The organism is Sphingobium sp. CCH11-B1, assembly GCF_001556865.1.
GTDB lineage: Bacteria > Pseudomonadota > Alphaproteobacteria > Sphingomonadales > Sphingomonadaceae > Sphingobium.
The window spans coordinates 20,211-36,797 of sequence record NZ_LSJY01000184.1 but is presented as its reverse complement, the minus strand read 5'-3'; the positions used below and the strand labels follow the sequence as shown (position 1 = coordinate 36,797).

The window sequence follows — 16,587 nt, the reverse complement described above, 5'->3', positions numbered from 1 at the left end:
TCGCCCTAAGCCTGTCGAAACCTGTCCTGAGCGACTGCCGCAGGCAGGCAATCCAAAAGGCTGCTCTTTTCCTTAGAGGGGCCAGGCTTCGACAAGCTCAGCCCGGACAGGTGCAGCGCCCTATTCGATTACCTTGGGCACGGCGAAGAAGCCATGCTCCGCCTGCGGCGCGTTCGCGAGCACCTTGTCGCGAACATTTCCGTCCGTCACGACGTCTTCGCGCAGCCTTTGGTGATTGGCGATGACGGCGGTCATCGGCTCCACGCCGCTCACGTCCACCTCGCCCAGCTGCTCCACCCAGCCCAGGATGTTGTTGAGTTCGGGCACCATCGCCTCGGCCTCAGCCTCGGTCACGGAAATGCGCGACAGGCTGGCGATCTTTTTTACGGTCTGAAGGTCTATCGACATGGGCCGCCGCTACCATCCGCGCACCGTTGCTTCAAGCGGCTTTCGTAGGCCTTGCGCGGGCTGAACGCATGCGCCAGACAGAAGGCAGGATGGGGGACCGTATCGGCCGTCCATCCGCTTGGCCGGGAGAGAGCGGAAGGTGGCGCGGAAATTCCTTTATGTCATAGCGACGCTGGTGGTGCTGGTGATCGCCGCGCTGCTGGTTTACCGCGTCTGGGGCATGCAGCTGATCCGCTTGGTGATGGTGCCGCGTGAGCCCTTCTCGCAGCTTCAGCCGCTTCCCGCCGACGCCTATGCCGACGCCAGCATGTGGATCGCCCGGCCCGACATTGTGAAGAACAATCCCGCGCTCTGGACCCCGGAGGGCGTTGCCCCGGCGAAAGTGACCGACCCCAAGGCCGCGATCTTCTTCATCCATCCCACAAGCTACATCACCACTTTCGGCGACGCCCACTGGAACGCCAGACTGGACGACAAGGATGCGGACGCCACCGCCCGTCGCTTCGTCGCGAGCCAGGCAAGCGCCTTCAACGGCGCGGGCGCGGTGTGGGCCCCCCGCTATCGCCAGGCCAATTACGGCGCCTTCCTGACCGACAAGCCCGCGGGCGAGGAAGCGCTGGCGGCCGCCTATCGCGATGTGGCGCAGGCCTTCGCCGCCTTCCTGAAAGCCAATCCGACCGGGCCGCTGATACTGGCAGGCCACAGCCAGGGGTCGAGCCATCTGTTGCGGTTGCTGCGCGAGCAGGTGGCGGGCAAGCCGGTGGCGGACCGGCTGGCGGCGGTCTATGCGGTGGGCTGGCCGGTGTCGGTCGAGGCGGACCTGCCGGCGCTCGGCCTCCCCGCCTGCGCCGATCAGCATCAGGCGCATTGCATCGTCAGCTGGCAAAGCTATGCCGAGCCGGCCGATCCGTCCGCCGTGGTGGAAAGTTTCGAGCGCAAGACCGGCTATACCGGCCGCCCGCGCAAGGGCACGCACATGCTCTGTACCAATCCCATCACCGGCGCGTTCAACGGATCGGCTCCGGCGAGCGCCAACAAGGGGACGCTCGACGCGCGCGAGGAAGGCAAGCCGCCCAGGCTGCTGAAGGGCGTGGTTCCCGCCCGTTGCGACACCAGCGGCGTGCTGATGATCGGGGAGCCGGTGGACATGGGGCCCTTCACCCTGCCCGGCAACAATTACCACGTCTATGACTATGCCCTTTTCTGGGGCGATGTGCGGGACGACGCGCAGAAAAGATTGGCGGCGTTCCTCCATAAGTGACAGGGCATGCGCCCATGACTTTGGTGACGACGGATCGCGCCGCCTTTCGCGCCGCCCTGCCGCAGGGCGGTCGGCTGATCGGCATGGACGTGGGGACGAAGACGATCGGCCTTGCCCTGTGCGACGCTGCATGGACGATCGCCAGCCCCGCCTACACGGTGACGCGCGGCAAGTTCGGCAAGGACAAGATCGGCCTCGCCGCCTTCATCGACCAGCAGCAGGTCAGGGGCGTCGTCATCGGCCTGCCGCTGAACCTGGATGGCAGCAGTTCGCCACGCGCGCAGGCGAGCCGCGCCTTCGCCCACAATATCGCGGACCTTGGCCGCCCCATCCTGCTGTGGGACGAGCGATGGTCGACGCAGGCGGTGACCCGCACATTGCTGGAGGCGGATGCCAGCCGGGCACGGCGGGACGAACTGGTGGACAAGCTGGCGGCGAGCTACATCCTTCAGGGCGCGATCGACGGCCTGGTGGCGGGAATGGAGTGAAAGCATGAAGATTTCGACGGTGGCGGGCATTGGCGCGGCGGTCACGGGCCTGGCCTTCCTCCCATTGCCCGCGCAGGCCGGCTTCTACAGCGGCGACGCGCTGTACGAAAGCTGCTCGACGCCCAAGGACAGCAAGGATTATTTCGAACGGTCCTACGAATGCGTCGGCTATATCAGCGGCGCGGTCGATGCGTTCAATACGACGCGGGAAGCGAACGGCCTCAAAAGCTGCATCCCGGCGGACGTGACCATCGCCGACCTGCGCAAGACCACGGTCGATTATCTGAGCAAAAATCCCAGGGACCGGGCCGCCAACTCCGCCTCGTCTCAGGTGTTTGCCGCCACGCGCAAGGCCTGGCCGTGCAAGGCTGCGGCGAAAAAGGCGCGTTCGAACAAGAAGCGCTGATCGCCTATTCAGCGGCCCAGTCCCGCCGCGCGATCCCCTGCGCGTAGAGCAGCGCGGAAAGGTCGCCATGGACGATCTCGGCCGCGGCGGCCGCGCGTGTCTTGGGCTTGGCATGATAGGCGACGCCCAGGCCCGCTCCCTCGATCATCGGAATGTCGTTCGCGCCGTCGCCCACAGCCAGCGTCAGCGCGCGATCGATGCCGCCGTCGATCGCCGCCTCCAGCTCCGCCCGCTTGCGTGCGGCGTCCACGATGGGCGTGACGACAGTGCCGAGCAATGCGCCATCTGCGATCTCCAGCACATTGGCGACATTGGCGTCGAAGCCGATCTCTTCCGCCACGGGACCGGTGAAGCGGGTGAAGCCGCCCGACACCAGCAGCGTGCGCGCGCCCCGCGCCTTCATCGTGCGGACCAGCGCCTTTGCGCCCGGCATGATCCTGACGCGTTCGGCACGACACTGGTCGATGGCGCTGTCGGGAAGCCCCTTCAGCAGCGCGACCCGTTCGTTGAGCGCCCCGGCGAAGTCCAGCTCTCCGCGCATCGCGCGCTCGGTGATTTCCGCGATCTGCGGCTTGATGCCCGCATAGTCGGCCAGCTCGTCGATGCACTCGACGGTGATCATGGTCGAATCCATGTCAGCGATGATGAGCGCCTTTTCGCGGATGGCGGCGGGCTGGACGATGACGTCGATGGCGTCGCCCACCTCGGTCAACACGGCGCGGGCGGTGACGGGGTCCATGGCGAAGAAGATGTCGGCGGCCTTGCCCTCGTCCAGCCAGACGCCGTCGACGGGCGCGCAGCCGGCGGTGGCGAGCCGGCCGGTGGCCTGCGCAATATCCCCCTGCCCCATGGAGCCACTTGCCACTAAGGTCGCGACGAACATGCTTACTCCCGAACCCAGTCCCGGCGAATCCCGCCCACGGGTCGCGCTTATTGCCGGGCCGACCGCCAGCGGCAAGAGCGCGCTCGCCATAGAGCTTGCAAAGCGCACCGGTGGCGTCGTCATCAATGCTGACGCCAGCCAGGTTTACGCCGATCTCGCCATTCTTTCTGCCCGCCCCTCGGCCGCAGAGATGGGCAGCGTGCCGCACCGCCTGTTCGGCCATATCGACGGTGCGGACGCCTGCACCGCCGCGCGCTGGGCGGCCGAAGCGAAGGCGGAGATCGAGGCGGCGCACCACAAAGGCAAGGTGCCTGTGCTGGTCGGTGGCACAGGCCTTTATATCCGCACCCTGCTGGACGGCATCGCCCCGGTGCCTGAGATCGACCCGGACATCCGCGCGGCCGTGCGCGCCATGCCGGTGGCGGCGGCGCATGCGGCGCTGGCCCGCGAAGACCCCGATGCCGCCGCTCGCCTCGCCCCCGCAGACACGACGCGGGTGGCGCGGGCGCTGGAGGTGGTGCGGTCGACCGGGCGGACCCTCAAAAGCTGGCAGGCGCGCAAGGAAGGCGGAATCGGCAACCGGATCACCCTCAGCCCGATGATCCTGCTGCCACCGCGCGATTGGCTGATCGACAGATGCGACCGCCGCTTCGCGCTGATGATCGAACAGGGGGCGGTTGCCGAGGTCGAGGCGTTGCTGGCCCGAAACCTCGATCCCGCTCTGCCGGTGATGCGCGCGATCGGCGTGCCGGAGATCGCCGCGTACATCAAGGGAGACAGCGATGTGGACAGCTGCATCGAACGCGGCCGCATCGCCACCCGCCAATATGCCAAGCGGCAATATACCTGGTTCGCGAACCAGAGTCCCGCAGGGTGGCCGCGCGAAGCTGGAAAGATTGATAATGAAATAATCAATGAATTAGTAATTAAATTACAACAATAGTGGTTGACCAGCCATTTTATGTCCACTAGAGGCAGGCGCCTTGCCATTGGCGGCACAGGGGCGCAAAGCCGCACCCTGCAACAGTGAAGGAGTTCCCACGTGGCCGAAAAGAGCGGCGCGGACATATTGGTCGAATGCCTGGTCGATCTGGGCGTCGAAGTCGTGTTCGGCTATCCGGGCGGCGCGGTGCTGCCCATTTATGACGCGCTCTTCAATCATCCCACGATCCGGCACGTGCTCGTCCGCCACGAACAGGGCGCGACGCACATGGCGGAGGGCTATGCGCGGTCGACCGGCAAGCCCGGCGTCGTGCTCGTCACCTCCGGCCCCGGCGCGACCAACGCGGTCACCGGCATCACCGACGCGCTGATGGATTCGATCCCCATGATCGTCATCACCGGACAGGTGCCGACGCAGCTGATCGGCACCGACGCCTTCCAGGAAGCCGACACGGTCGGCATCACGCGCCACTGCACCAAGCATAATTATCTGGTCAAAGATCCGGCCAGACTGGCGCAGGTCGTCCATGAGGCGTTCCATATCGCCACCACCGGCCGCCCCGGCCCGGTCGTCATCGACATTCCCAAGAATGTCCAGATCGCGACCGCGCCCTATGCCCGGCCGGAGCTGAAGGTCCATGCGAGCTATCGCCCGCAGACCAAGGCGGACGCAGCGGCGATCGACGCGGCGGTGGAAATGCTGGCGGCGGCGGAACGGCCGATCCTCTATACCGGCGGCGGCGTCATCAATTCGGGGCCGGAAGCCAGCGCGCTGCTGCGCGAACTGGCGGCGCTGACCGGCGCGCCGGTCACGTCCACATTGATGGGCCTGGGCGCTTTCCCCGCATCGTCCGACCAGTGGCTCGGGATGCTGGGGATGCACGGCACCTATGAGGCCAATTGGGCGATGAACCAGGCGGACCTGATCCTGTGCGTCGGCGCGCGCTTCGACGATCGGGTCACGGGGCGGCTGGACGCCTTCGCGCCGCACGCGCGGAAAATCCATGTCGATATCGACCGCAGCTCGATCAACAAGATCGTCGATGTCGAGGTCGCCATCGTCGCCGATGTCGGCAGCGCACTGGACGATATGATCGCGCTGTGGAAGCAGCGAGGCCGTCAAAAGGCCGACCTTGGCGAATGGTGGGCGCGGATCGCGGGCTGGCGCGCCAAGCGCAGCCTGGACTATGCCGAAAATGGCGTCGAGATCATGCCGCAACGCGCGATCACCGACCTCTACAAGGCATGCCGGGCGACCGGCAAGGACGTCATCATCACCACCGAAGTCGGCCAGCACCAGATGTGGGCGGCCCAGCATTTCGGGTTCGAGGCGCCGAATAAATGGCTGACCTCCGGCGGGCTCGGCACGATGGGCTATGGCTTTCCCGCAGCGATCGGAGCGCAGATGGGCAATCCCGACAGCACCGCCATCTGCATCGCGGGCGACGCATCGATCCAGATGAACATTCAGGAAATGGGAACGGCCAGCCAGTATCGCCTGCCGGTCAAGATCTTCATCCTGAACAATGAATATATGGGCATGGTCCGCCAGTGGCAGGAGCTGACCTATGAAAGCCGCTATTCCAACAGCTATTCCGACAGCCTGCCCGATTTCGTGAAGCTGGGCGAAGCCTATGGCTGGACCGGCATCCGGATCGAAGGGCCGCAGGAATTGGAGAGCGGCATCCGCCAGATGCTGGAAACAGACGGGCCGGTGATCGTCGATTGCCGGGTGGCCAAGCTTTCCAATTGCTTCCCCATGATCCCGTCGGGCGCGGCGCACACCGACATGCTGCTCGATCCCAACCAGATCGCGGGGGTGATGTCGGACGAAGCCAAGGCTCTGGTGTAAGGACCGGCATGTGACGCAGCATCTGAAGCTCCGCATCCATGTGACGGAGCCATGGGATTTCGAGCGGAACGCCGGCACCGCCGAACTGACCGGATGGACCACCGATCATGTCGATCCCGACAATGAGGAGTGGGAGGTTCATCTCGACCATGGCTTCGATTTCAACAAGGGGAGGATCGCCACGCTGCTGGTCGGTCCCCGCTATGTGGGGGAGCGATTGGAACGGATGTTCGACGCGGTCGCCGGCTTCCCGGTACGGCTCGCCCATCGGCTCGACGGCGAATGGCATTTCGCCTTCGTGGCGATGATTTCGCAGCGGCACGAAAAATCCGGCCCGGACACGACAACGGACGACAGGCCGGCCGACGACCATCAGGATCACGGAACCATCTGATGCATATCCAGGAAGAATTGAGCCAGCGGCACGTCCTGTCGCTGACCGTTTCGAACGAGGCGGGCATATTGGCGCGCATCGCGGGGCTGTTCACCGCGCGCGGCTATAATATCGACAGCCTGACCGTGGCGGACATCACGCCGGATCATGGCGTCAGCCGCATCACCATCGTCACCAGCGGCCCGCCCAAGGTGATCGACCAGATTATCGCCCAGCTCGACCGGCTGGTGCCGGTGCACAAGGTGACGGACCTGACCGACGAGGGGCCGTTCGTGGAGCGCGAACTGGCGCTGGTGAAGGTCGCCGGCACGGGCGAGGACCGGATCGAGGCGCTGCGCCTGGCCGACGTGTTCCGCGCCAAGGTGGTCGACACGACGATCGAGAGTTTCATTTTCGAGCTGACCGGCACCACGGAAAAGGTCGACAATTTCGTCGCGCTTATGCGCCAGATCGGCCTCGTCGAGGTCGGCCGCACCGGGGTCGTCGGCCTGATGCGGGGGAAAGAGGCGAATTGACGGTCCCTCGCCCCATTTGGGGGGAGAGGGAAGCGAGACTTGGCAGCATGCTGCCTGATCGCAGCCGGAGAGGGGGCGGCGGCGCACTCCTCTCCAACTTCATCTAGGTCCGGCTTCGCCGAACCAAGATTTCATATCCTCCCCGAAGGGGCGAGGACAATGTTCGAGGGAAGAGACAAGACATGAAAGTATATTACGATCGTGATGCGGACATCGGCCTGATCAAGGGCAAGAAGGTCGCTATCCTGGGCTATGGTTCGCAGGGTCATGCCCATGCGCAGAACCTGCGCGACAGCGGCGTAGCCGAAGTGGCCATCGCGCTGCGCCCGGCATCGCCCAGCGCCAAGAAGGCAGAGGGTGCAGGCTTCAAGGTGCTGCCCAACGCCGAAGCCGCCGCATGGGCCGACGTGTTCATGATCCTGGCGCCCGACGAGCATCAGGCGGCGATCTACGCCGCCGACGTGCACGACAATCTGCGCCCCGGCGCGGCGCTGGCCTTTGCCCATGGCCTCAACGTCCATTTTGGCCTGATCGAGCCGCGCAAGGACGTCGACGTCATCATGATCGCGCCGAAGGGGCCGGGCCATACCGTGCGTGGCGAATATCTGAAGGGCGGCGGCGTTCCCTGCCTGATCGCGATCTATCAGGACACGACCGGCAACGCGCATGACATCGCCCTCTCCTATGCTTCGGGCGTCGGCGGCGGCCGCAGCGGCATCATTGAAACCAATTTCCGCGAAGAGTGCGAGACCGACCTGTTCGGCGAGCAGGCGGTGCTGTGCGGCGGCGCGACCGCGCTGGTGCAGGCGGGCTTCGAAACGCTGGTGGAAGCAGGCTACGCCCCGGAAATGGCCTATTTCGAATGCCTTCACGAACTGAAGCTGATCGTCGACCTGATGTATGAAGGCGGCATCGCCAACATGCGCTATTCGATCAGCAACACCGCCGAATATGGCGACATCAAGACCGGTCCGCGCATCATCACCGAAGAAACCAAGAAGGAAATGAAGCGCGTTCTGGCCGACATCCAGTCGGGCCGCTTCGTCAAGGACTTCGTGCTCGACAACCGCGCCGGCCAGCCGGAACTCAAGGCAAGCCGCATCGCCGCCCAGCGTCACCCGATTGAGGAGACGGGCGCGAAGCTGCGGGCGATGATGCCCTGGATCAGCGCCAACAAGCTGGTGGATCAGGAAAAGAACTGAGCTTGCTTTGCTCCCCTTGTGGGTAAATGATGGGCCGTAAGGTCTGAATGCGGGGTCGGGAGGGCGGTCATGCATGGGCATGACCGGTCTTGCCGACCCCTCCTTCGTCCTGGCGCGCTCCCTCCCCGCTCCGCAGATTGCGCACAAAACGGCACTCGCGTGGGCTGTCCTGCCTGCGCTCCGCCGCCCATGCCCGCTGCCCATGCGGATACGGAACGGAAACGATCCGTTCGCCGTTACGGCTCTGGATCAATCGGGGCGCGCTGCTATGGTGCGGCGTCCCTTGAGCGTTTCGGAGTCTCTGAATCCATGCGTAAATTCCTGATCCCCGCCGCTGCCTTCATTGCGCTTGCCGGCGGCTCCGCCCTCATCGCCCAGATGCCCGCCGCCCCCGGCACCAAGGATCCGGCAAAGGTCACTGGCGGATCGTACAAGGTGGACGGCGGTCACACGCAGGTCGTGTTCGCCTGGGATCATATGGGATTCACCAACAACGCCGGCACCATCGCCGAGCCGACCGGCACGCTGACGCTGGACAAGGCCAACCCGGCCAATTCCAAGGTGGAGGTCACTTTCCAGATCGCCAACCTGCGCACCGGCGTCGCGAAGCTGGACGAGCATCTGATGAAGGCTGACTTCTTCGATGTCGCGAAGTTTCCGACCGCGACCTTCGTATCGACCAGCGTGAAGCCCGAAGGCGCGACCGGCGCGGAGATTACGGGCAACCTCACCCTGCACGGCGTGACCAAGCCGGTGACGCTGGACGCCGAATTCTATGGCGCCGGTCCGCAGCCGATGAGCAAGAAGGAAAATATCGGCTTCGTCGCCACCGGCACGATCAAGCGCAGCGATTTCGGCATGGGCATGGCCGTGCCGCTGGTCAGCGACGCCATCGCGCTCAAGGTGATAGCCGGCTTCGAAAAGCAGTAAGCGCGATGCGCATGGCGGCGCGGGCAGGCAAGCTGATCGGTGTGATCCTGCTCACGCCCGCCGCGGCCTCCCCGACGCTCTACCAGCCCGGCCGCTATGCCGTCGATGCGCAGGCGACGCGCGTGCATTTTCACGTCAAGGCCGCGATCGGCAAATATGAAGGCGATTTTCGCGACCCATCGGGGGCCGTGACGATCGATCCCGCGCGCCCCGGCCGCGCCGCCATAGACATCAGCTTCCCCGTCGAAAACATGACGACGGGCGACGCTTCGACCGACGCGATGCTGAAGGGCGGCAGCTTTTTCGACATCGCGCAATATCCGACCGTGCGGTTCAATGCCGAGGATGCGCCGCTCGCCACCGCGCAGGGCGAAATGCAGATCGCAGGCCAGCTCACCATGCACGGCCAGACGCAGCCCGTGACCTTGTCCGTCCGCCTGGTGGGCGTAACGCCTGACGAAGCCCCCGGCCTGTCGACGCTTCACTTCACCGGGACCATGTCCGTGCGGCGAAGCGAGTTCGGCATGGGCTTTGGCCGACCCTTCGTCGCGGACCGGGTCGACCTGTCGGTGGACGCAATTTTCCGTCGTTCCTGACGGGCTGTGCGAAAGAAACGGCTTTACCCTGCCGCCGCATTAGGGTTATGGGCATGTCCATGCACAGCCAGGCGCTTCTTACCCTGCTACGACTTACACGCCCTTAGGCGTGGCATTTAGGCTGCCTTCCGGCTAAGGGCAGCGTCGATCCGCCTAAGGGCACCCTACACATAGTCAAGTCGACCCAACGGACGCGCAGGCGCGCGCCGCGCAGGAACAGATGCCATGATGCTGACCGAACCGTCTTTGAAATATCGCCCCTTCCCGCAGGTTGACCTGCCCGACCGGCAATGGCCGTCGCGCGTCATCACAGCGCCGCCCCGCTGGCTGTCGACCGACATGCGCGACGGCAATCAGTCGTTGATCGATCCCATGAACGCCGAAAAGAAGCGCCGCTTCTTCGACCTGCTGGTCAAAGTCGGCGTCAAGGAGATCGAGGTCGGCTTCCCCAGCGCGGGCGCGACCGAGTTCGACTTCATATCGGGGCTGGTGCGCGACGGCGCGATCCCCGACGACGTGATGCCGCAGGTGCTGACCCAGGCGCGGGCGGACCTGATCGCCACCACGTTCGAGTCGCTGCGCGGCGCGCGCCAGGCGATCGTCCATGTCTATAATGCCGTCTCGCCGGCGTGGCGGAATATCGTGTTCCAGATGGAACGGCATGAGGTGCGTCAGATCGCCATCGACGCCGCCAAGCTGCTGCGCGACCACGCCGCCGCCCAGCCGGACACGGACTGGCATTTCGAATATTCGCCGGAAACCTTCTCCACCGCCGAACTGGATTTCAGCCTGGAATGCTGCGAGGCGGTGATGGAAATACTCCGGCCCACGCCCGAACGGCCGCTGATCCTGAACCTGCCCGCCACGGTCGAGTGCGCGACGCCCAACATCTATGCCGACCAGATCGAATGGATGTGCCGCAACATCAGCAAGCGCGACAGCGTGGTGATTTCGCTCCATACGCATAACGACCGGGGCACCGGCGTCGCGGCGGCGGAGCTGGGGATCATGGCGGGCGCGGACCGCGTCGAGGGCTGCCTGTTCGGCAATGGAGAGCGCACCGGCAATTGCGATCTCGTGACCGTGGCGCTCAACATGTACACGCAGGGCATCAACCCCGGCCTGGACTTCAGCGACATAGACGAGGTCATCCAGACGGTCGAATATTGCAACCAGCTGCCCGTCCATCCACGCCACCCCTATGCCGGCGAACTGGTGTTCACCGCCTTTTCCGGCAGCCATCAGGATGCGATCAAGAAGGGCTTCGCCGCGCAGGACGCGCGCAACGACCAGATCTGGAACGTGCCCTATCTGCCGATCGATCCCAAGGATCTGGGCCGCGACTATGAGGCGGTGATCCGCGTCAATTCGCAGTCCGGCAAGGGCGGCGTCGCCTGGGTGCTACAGCAGGACAAGGGTTACAAGCTGCCCAAGCGGATGCAGGCGGATTTTTCCAAGGTCGTGCAGGCGCTGGCCGACAGCAGCAGCCGCGAACTCAACGCCGCCGACATCGGCGAGGCGTTCGAGAGTCATTATTGCCTGACCGGCGAACAGCCCTACGCCCTGATCGACTATCATGAGGGCGGCCAGGCGGGCGACCGCATCTTCACCGGCAAGATCGGCCACAAGGGGAGCGAGCGGTCGGTGTCCGGGCGCGGCAACGGCCTGCTCTCTTCCGTGCTGGCGGCGCTGCGCGAGGCGTTCGGGGTCGAGCTGGAGATCGCGGACTATAGCGAACATGCCATCGGCGCGGGCAGCAACGTGAACGCCGCCGCCTATGTCGAATGCCGCACGCCCGACGGCCGCACCGTCTTTGGCGTCGGCACCGACAGCGACGTCGCGACCGCCTCCGTCAAGGCGGTGCTGTCCGCCGCGAACGGAGTGGCGGTGCGGGGCTAGGCCAAGGGCCGTTCGCTTCGAGCGGATCGAGAAGCGCCAGCACCTCATTGGAGCTGGTCGGATGGCGTCATCGGCCGTATCTCGACTTCGCTCGAAACGAACGGAAAGCCCGGCCCTATTCCGCCAGCTTCCGCACCACCCGGTCCCACTGGTCGAGCGAGGCCGGGATGCCGGCGACCGGCACCCGTTCATTCAGACCGTGAGCAAAGCCGTCCTCCGCCTTCATGAACAGGCTGGAGACCCCGTAGCTGGGCACGCCCAGCGCCCGAAAATAGAGGCTGTCCGTCGCGCCGGAAGACATGGCGGGCATCACCACGATGTCCTTGCCCCGCGCCTTCACCGCGTCGCGCACCGCCGCCAGCACGTCGGCCCGCAGCGGTGAAGCGTCGCTCGCCAATGGATCGCCCAGCGTGGTGACGGTCGCCCCTGGGTCGGCGACCGCCTTTGACAGCGCGGCCTTCACCTCCTCGATCTTCACGCCGGGGAAGATGCGGCAATTGACGCTGACCCTGGCGCTTTGCGGCAGGGCGTTGAGCGCATGGCCGCCCGCGACCATCGTCGCGACGCAGGTGGTGCGCACTTGCCCCACAAATTCAGGCCGGGTCGACAGCAGCTCCGCCGCTGCGCTGTCGCCGTTCTGAGCATAGCGCCGCATCGCGTCCCCCACCTCGCCGCCGATCCGGTCGGCAGACAGGGACAGCGACGCCCTGGTGAGTTCGTTGCGCATCGGCGGGAATCGATAGGCGGCGATGCGGTCGATCGCGCGCGCCAGCCGATAGATCGGATTGCCCGGCGTCGGCGCGCTGCTGTGGCCGCCCGGATCGGTGAAGCCGATCTCGAAATCGGCATAGGTCTTCTCGCCGGCCTGCAACTGATAGAGGACAGGCTTGCCGCCCTCGTCCAGCAGCCCGCCGCCGCCATCCCCGTTCAGCAGCAGTTCGACGTCCTTATATTTGGCCGCCAGCGCCCTCGTCGTCTTCATGTCAGTTTCCTCGTCTCCCGACAGGAGCAGGATGACGGTGCGGCGGGGCCTCCAACCTTCCTGCTTCAACCGCGCAAGGGTGGCGACCATCATCGCCACATCATATTTATTGTCTTCGGACCCGCGCCCGAAAATATAGCCGCCCTCCTCCACCGGCGCGAAGGGATCGCGCGTCCAGTCCGCCCGGTTGGCCGCAACCACATCCATATGGCCGATCAGCGCGATCGGCTTGAGCTTGGGGTCACTGCCGGGGAGGGTCGCGGCCAGGGTGGCGGTTTCCCCGATCGGGGTGATGACGATGTCCGCGTCCGCGAAACCCGCTCGCTTCAATATATCGGCATAATAGGCCGCGAGCGCCGGCACCTGGCCCGCACCCTCGACCGTGCGAAAGCCGATGGAGCGCAACAGGATCGCCTTGGCCGCCCCGGCGTCCGCATCGGTCACGGCCGCGCCGGCCAACCCCGGCAGGACCATCATTCCCATCGCCAGCGCCGCGCCCGACATTCTCATCCGCCCATACTCCCCGCTGGCATCGCAAGGCATCTGTGGCATAGTGGATCGGCGCGGCCAATCCGTTTGGTCATGCGCCATGGAAAGAGGGCCACCTTATCCATGTTATACAGCCGTCAAGAATTGCTTGCGCGCATTCGGACCTGACGAGTCCGATATAGCCGGTCGTTCAAAGGAAGAAGACGCATGGCCCTCAACTATCGCAGTTTCGGTTTCCAGGTGCTGGCCGGCATGGTCGTTGGCCTGGCTCTGGGGCTTGTCGCGCGGCAGATCGGTTCCGGGCCGGATGGCGATCTCAACTGGCTGGCGACAACGCTCAAGACCCTTGGCTCCATCTTCGTGTCGCTGCTGAAGGCCATCGTGCCGCCGCTGGTGTTCGCCGCGATCGTGGCGTCCATCGCCAATCTGCGCGCGCTGGACAACGCCGCCCGCCTCGCCGGACAAACCCTGCTCTGGTTCGCGATCACCGCGCTGATCGCCGTCGCCATCGGCATCACCATAGGCGTCGTCGTGCAGCCAGGCGTCGGCGTATCGAGCGCGGCGCTGGCGGCGAAGGCGCCGGATTCGGTCGGCGGCTGGCTCGATTTCCTGAAGGGGCTGGTTCCCGGGAACAGCCTGGCGCTATCGGCCAGCACCAAGATCACCGATGGATCGGCAAGCACCAGCGTCAGCTTCAACATCCTGCAACTGCTGGTCATCTCCATCGCCGTGGGGCTTGCGACGCTGAAGGTCGGGGACCGGGCGGAGCCCTTCCTGGCGTTCGTGCGCTCGCTGCTGGCGGTGGTGCGCGCGCTGCTCGGCTGGGTCATTCGCCTGACGCCGATCGGGTCGGCCGCGCTGATCGGCACCGCCATCGCCACCTATGGCTGGGGGGCGCTGGCGCAGCTCGGCGCCTTTACCGCGGCGGTCTATCTTGGCCTCGCGCTCGTCCTGCTGGTGGTCTATCCGACGCTGCTGATGGCGAACGGCCTCAAGCCGGGCGCTTTCTTTGCCAAGGCCTGGCCGGCAATCCAGCTCGGCTTCGTATCGCGCTCGTCGGTCGGCACCCTGCCCGTCACGGAAAGCGTGACGGAACGGCTGGGCGTCGAGAAGGGCTATGCCGCCTTCGCCATTCCCCTCGCCTCGACGACCAAGATGGATGGGTGCGCGTCCATCTATCCCGCGCTCGCCGCCATCTTCGTCGCCGGCTTCTACGGGATCCAGCTGCACGCCATCGATTATGCGCTGATCGTTTTCGTATCGGTGCTCGGATCGGCGGCAACGGCTGGCCTGACCGGTGCGACCGTCATGCTGACCCTGACCCTCTCCACCCTCGGCCTGCCGCTGGAAGGCGCGGGCCTGTTGCTTGCGATCGACCCCATCCTCGACATGGGCCGCACCGCCGTCAACGTGGCGGGCCAGGTGCTGGTCGGTGTGATCGTCGCCAAGCGGGAGGGGATTTTGGACGAGAGCGCCTATTATGGCGCAACCCCGGTCGAGGCGCTGGCCGTTCCCGCCGAATAGCGGGCAGCGGCCGCGCCCCGAACCGCGCGACCGGCGCCCCGTCAGCCCGCCTTCTTGAGTTCCGAAGGCTTGTGTGCCGCCTTCTTCCCCGACTTGTCGCTCTTCACGATATATTGCGGATCATCCTTCGTGGCGGCGACCTTGTGCCCTTTGATATGGGTGGTGCTGGTCTGCTTCTTCTCCACCGTGCCCTTGGTCGTGCCCTGGCTGGTATCCCACTCGACCTTGTCGCCCTTCTTCAACTGATTCGCCATCGTCACTCTCCTGCGTCTGACGGAAAGCAACCGGGTGGCGCGGCACGAAGTTCCGTGACTGCACCAAAGCACAGCGCCCCTGTCCAGCAGCGCCACTGTCCAACAGCGCCACTGTCCAACAGCAATGGCGCGCCGCTATACTGCTCGCGTCAGGCAGCAATATATCCTACCGGCGAACGGAAATTGCCGATTCTGCGGAAAAAGTGCGAAGTTAAGCGAACCATGTCCAATCATCAGGTCCATATCATCGGCGGCGGCCTCGCCGGGTCGGAGGCCGCGTGGCAACTGGCGCAGGCGGGCGTGCGCGTGCGCCTTTCGGAGATGCGGGGCGCAGGAGACATGACCCCGGCGCACCAGACGGACGGCCTTGCCGAACTGGTCTGCTCCAACAGCTTCCGCTCCGATGACGCGGACAAGAATGCGGTAGGGCTGCTGCATCAGGAAATGCGGTGCCTGGGGTCGCTCATCATGGCGCAGGCGGAGCCGGCCAAGGTGCCCGCCGGCTCCGCGCTCGCGGTCGACCGCCATGTCTTTTCCGACGGCGTGACCCGCGCACTGGCGCAGCATCCCAATGTGGAAATCGTGCGCGAGCGAATCGACGCATTGCCCGCGCAAGGCATGACCATCGTCGCCACCGGACCGCTGACCGCGCCGGCCCTGGCCCACAGCGTCGGCCAGGCGGCGGGCATGGAGCATCTCGCCTTCTTCGACGCGATCGCTCCGGTCGTCCATCATGACAGCATCGACATGGACAAATGCTGGATGGCGAACCGCTGGGACAAGGTCGGCCCCGGCGGCGGCGAGGGCAAGGACTATATCAACTGTCCGATGACGAAGGACCAGTATCAGGCCTTCGTTCAGGGACTGCTGGACGGCGAGAAGACGCAGTTCAAGGAATGGGAGGCGAATACCCCCTATTTCGAGGGTTGCATGCCGATCGAGGTGATGGCCTCCCGCGGGCCGGAGACGCTGCGCCATGGCCCGATGAAGCCGATGGGCCTCGACGATCCGCGCACCGGCCGCTGGCCCTATGCGGTGGTGCAGTTGCGGCAGGACAATGCCAGCGGCACATTATGGAACATGGTGGGGTTCCAGACCAAGCTGAAACATGGGGCGCAGGTCGAATTGTTCCGCACCATTCCGGGCCTTGAGAAGGCGGAGTTCGCGCGACTGGGCGGGCTCCATCGCAACACCTTCATCCAGAGCCCCAAGCTGCTCGATCCCACGCTGCGCCTGAAAAGCGCGCCGCATATCCGCTTTGCCGGCCAGATGACCGGATGCGAGGGCTATGTGGAGAGCGCGGCCATCGGGCTGCTGGCTGGGCGTTTCGCCGTGGCGGAGCTGGCGGGCCAGCCGCTGACCCCGCCGCCTGCCGATACCGCCATGGGCGCGCTGCTCGGCCATGTGACCGGCAATGTCGAAACCGCCGACTATCAGCCGATGAACGTCAATTTCGGCCTCTTCCCGCCGCTGGTGGACGTCAAGAAGAAGAGCCGGAAGGAAGCCTATACCGCCCGCGCCCGGGCGTCCTTCGGCGAATGGATGGGAAACATCGCTTGAAG

17 protein-coding genes are annotated in these 16,587 nt (G+C 65.2%); 13 read left to right on the top strand and 4 right to left on the bottom strand.

The features are described from left to right. Positions 1 to 120: 120 nt before the first annotated feature. Positions 121 to 408 (bottom strand): Asp-tRNA(Asn)/Glu-tRNA(Gln) amidotransferase subunit GatC, encoded by a 288-nt coding sequence (gene gatC / locus AX724_RS18515; RefSeq protein ID WP_066769416.1) that lies wholly within the window; start codon positions 406 to 408, stop codon positions 121 to 123. Positions 409 to 547: 139 nt separating this feature from the next. On the opposite strand from gatC, the gene AX724_RS18510 reads away from it, so the two are divergent. Genes AX724_RS18510 through AX724_RS18500 form a run of 3 tightly spaced genes read left to right on the top strand, consistent with a single transcriptional unit; the run spans position 548 to position 2,563 of the window. Continuing rightward, a complete protein-coding gene (locus AX724_RS18510; protein WP_066769408.1) occupies positions 548 to 1,669 on the top strand; it encodes a DUF3089 domain-containing protein in 1,122 nt (373 codons plus the stop codon). A gap of 14 nt (positions 1,670 to 1,683) precedes the next feature. Further along, entirely contained in the window at positions 1,684 to 2,157 is a 474-nt protein-coding gene (gene ruvX / locus AX724_RS18505) for a Holliday junction resolvase RuvX (protein WP_066769406.1), read from the top strand. Between the two features lie 4 nt (positions 2,158 to 2,161). Further along, positions 2,162 to 2,563, top strand: coding sequence for a Rap1a/Tai family immunity protein (locus AX724_RS18500; RefSeq protein ID WP_066769404.1), 402 nt, complete (start codon positions 2,162 to 2,164; stop codon positions 2,561 to 2,563). A 4-nt stretch (positions 2,564 to 2,567) separates the two neighbouring features. Here the strand turns inward: AX724_RS18500 and serB are convergent, their stop codons facing one another. Beyond that, positions 2,568 to 3,446, bottom strand: a complete 879-nt coding sequence (gene serB / locus AX724_RS18495) for a phosphoserine phosphatase SerB (RefSeq protein ID WP_066769402.1) — start codon at positions 3,444 to 3,446, stop codon at positions 2,568 to 2,570. Between serB and miaA the strand changes: the two genes are divergently transcribed. The 8 genes from miaA (at position 3,445) to leuA (ending at position 11,776) form a co-directional block, all read left to right on the top strand. Further along, positions 3,445 to 4,389 (top strand): tRNA (adenosine(37)-N6)-dimethylallyltransferase MiaA, encoded by a 945-nt coding sequence (gene miaA / locus AX724_RS18490; protein ID WP_066769399.1) that lies wholly within the window; start codon positions 3,445 to 3,447, stop codon positions 4,387 to 4,389. The genes serB and miaA overlap by 2 nt on opposite strands. Before the next feature lie 99 nt (positions 4,390 to 4,488). Beyond that, the gene (locus AX724_RS18485; protein WP_066769397.1) at positions 4,489 to 6,240 is read left to right on the top strand and encodes an acetolactate synthase 3 large subunit; all 1,752 of its coding nucleotides are present in this window, start codon (positions 4,489 to 4,491) and stop codon (positions 6,238 to 6,240) included. A gap of 10 nt (positions 6,241 to 6,250) precedes the next feature. Continuing rightward, the gene (locus AX724_RS18480) at positions 6,251 to 6,634 is read left to right on the top strand and encodes a hypothetical protein (RefSeq protein WP_066769395.1); all 384 of its coding nucleotides are present in this window, start codon (positions 6,251 to 6,253) and stop codon (positions 6,632 to 6,634) included. Continuing rightward, the gene (ilvN, locus tag AX724_RS18475; protein ID WP_066769392.1) at positions 6,634 to 7,149 is read left to right on the top strand and encodes an acetolactate synthase small subunit; all 516 of its coding nucleotides are present in this window, start codon (positions 6,634 to 6,636) and stop codon (positions 7,147 to 7,149) included. Before AX724_RS18480 ends, ilvN begins: the two co-directional genes overlap by 1 nt. 182 nt (positions 7,150 to 7,331) lie before the next feature. Further along, positions 7,332 to 8,351 carry a ketol-acid reductoisomerase gene (ilvC, locus tag AX724_RS18470; protein WP_066769387.1) on the top strand — a complete coding sequence of 340 codons (1,020 nt, stop codon included), beginning with the start codon at positions 7,332 to 7,334 and terminating at the stop codon, positions 8,349 to 8,351. Between the two features lie 309 nt (positions 8,352 to 8,660). Beyond that, the gene (locus AX724_RS18465) at positions 8,661 to 9,281 is read left to right on the top strand and encodes a YceI family protein (protein WP_066769384.1); all 621 of its coding nucleotides are present in this window, start codon (positions 8,661 to 8,663) and stop codon (positions 9,279 to 9,281) included. 11 nt (positions 9,282 to 9,292) lie between these two features. Further along, a complete protein-coding gene (locus tag AX724_RS18460; RefSeq protein ID WP_231736757.1) occupies positions 9,293 to 9,877 on the top strand; it encodes a YceI family protein in 585 nt (194 codons plus the stop codon). Between the two features lie 225 nt (positions 9,878 to 10,102). Then, positions 10,103 to 11,776, top strand: coding sequence for a 2-isopropylmalate synthase (leuA, locus tag AX724_RS18455; protein ID WP_066769379.1), 1,674 nt, complete (start codon positions 10,103 to 10,105; stop codon positions 11,774 to 11,776). Between the two features lie 115 nt (positions 11,777 to 11,891). Here leuA and AX724_RS18450 read toward each other — a convergent pair whose 3' ends face one another. Further along, positions 11,892 to 13,241, bottom strand: coding sequence for a M20/M25/M40 family metallo-hydrolase (locus tag AX724_RS18450; RefSeq protein ID WP_443018772.1), 1,350 nt, complete (start codon positions 13,239 to 13,241; stop codon positions 11,892 to 11,894). 213 nt (positions 13,242 to 13,454) lie between these two features. Here AX724_RS18450 and AX724_RS18445 point away from each other — a divergent pair, with 213 nt between their 5' ends. Further along, positions 13,455 to 14,771, top strand: a complete 1,317-nt coding sequence (locus tag AX724_RS18445; RefSeq protein ID WP_066769373.1) for a dicarboxylate/amino acid:cation symporter — start codon at positions 13,455 to 13,457, stop codon at positions 14,769 to 14,771. A 41-nt stretch (positions 14,772 to 14,812) separates the two neighbouring features. Here the strand turns inward: AX724_RS18445 and AX724_RS18440 are convergent, their stop codons facing one another. Continuing rightward, on the bottom strand, positions 14,813 to 15,025 hold the full coding sequence (locus AX724_RS18440) for a DUF2945 domain-containing protein (protein ID WP_066769370.1): 213 nt from the start codon (positions 15,023 to 15,025) through the stop codon (positions 14,813 to 14,815). A 222-nt stretch (positions 15,026 to 15,247) separates the two neighbouring features. On the opposite strand from AX724_RS18440, the gene trmFO reads away from it, so the two are divergent. Next, a complete protein-coding gene (trmFO, locus tag AX724_RS18435; RefSeq protein ID WP_066769367.1) occupies positions 15,248 to 16,585 on the top strand; it encodes a methylenetetrahydrofolate--tRNA-(uracil(54)-C(5))-methyltransferase (FADH(2)-oxidizing) TrmFO in 1,338 nt (445 codons plus the stop codon). Positions 16,586 to 16,587: the final 2 nt, after the last annotated feature.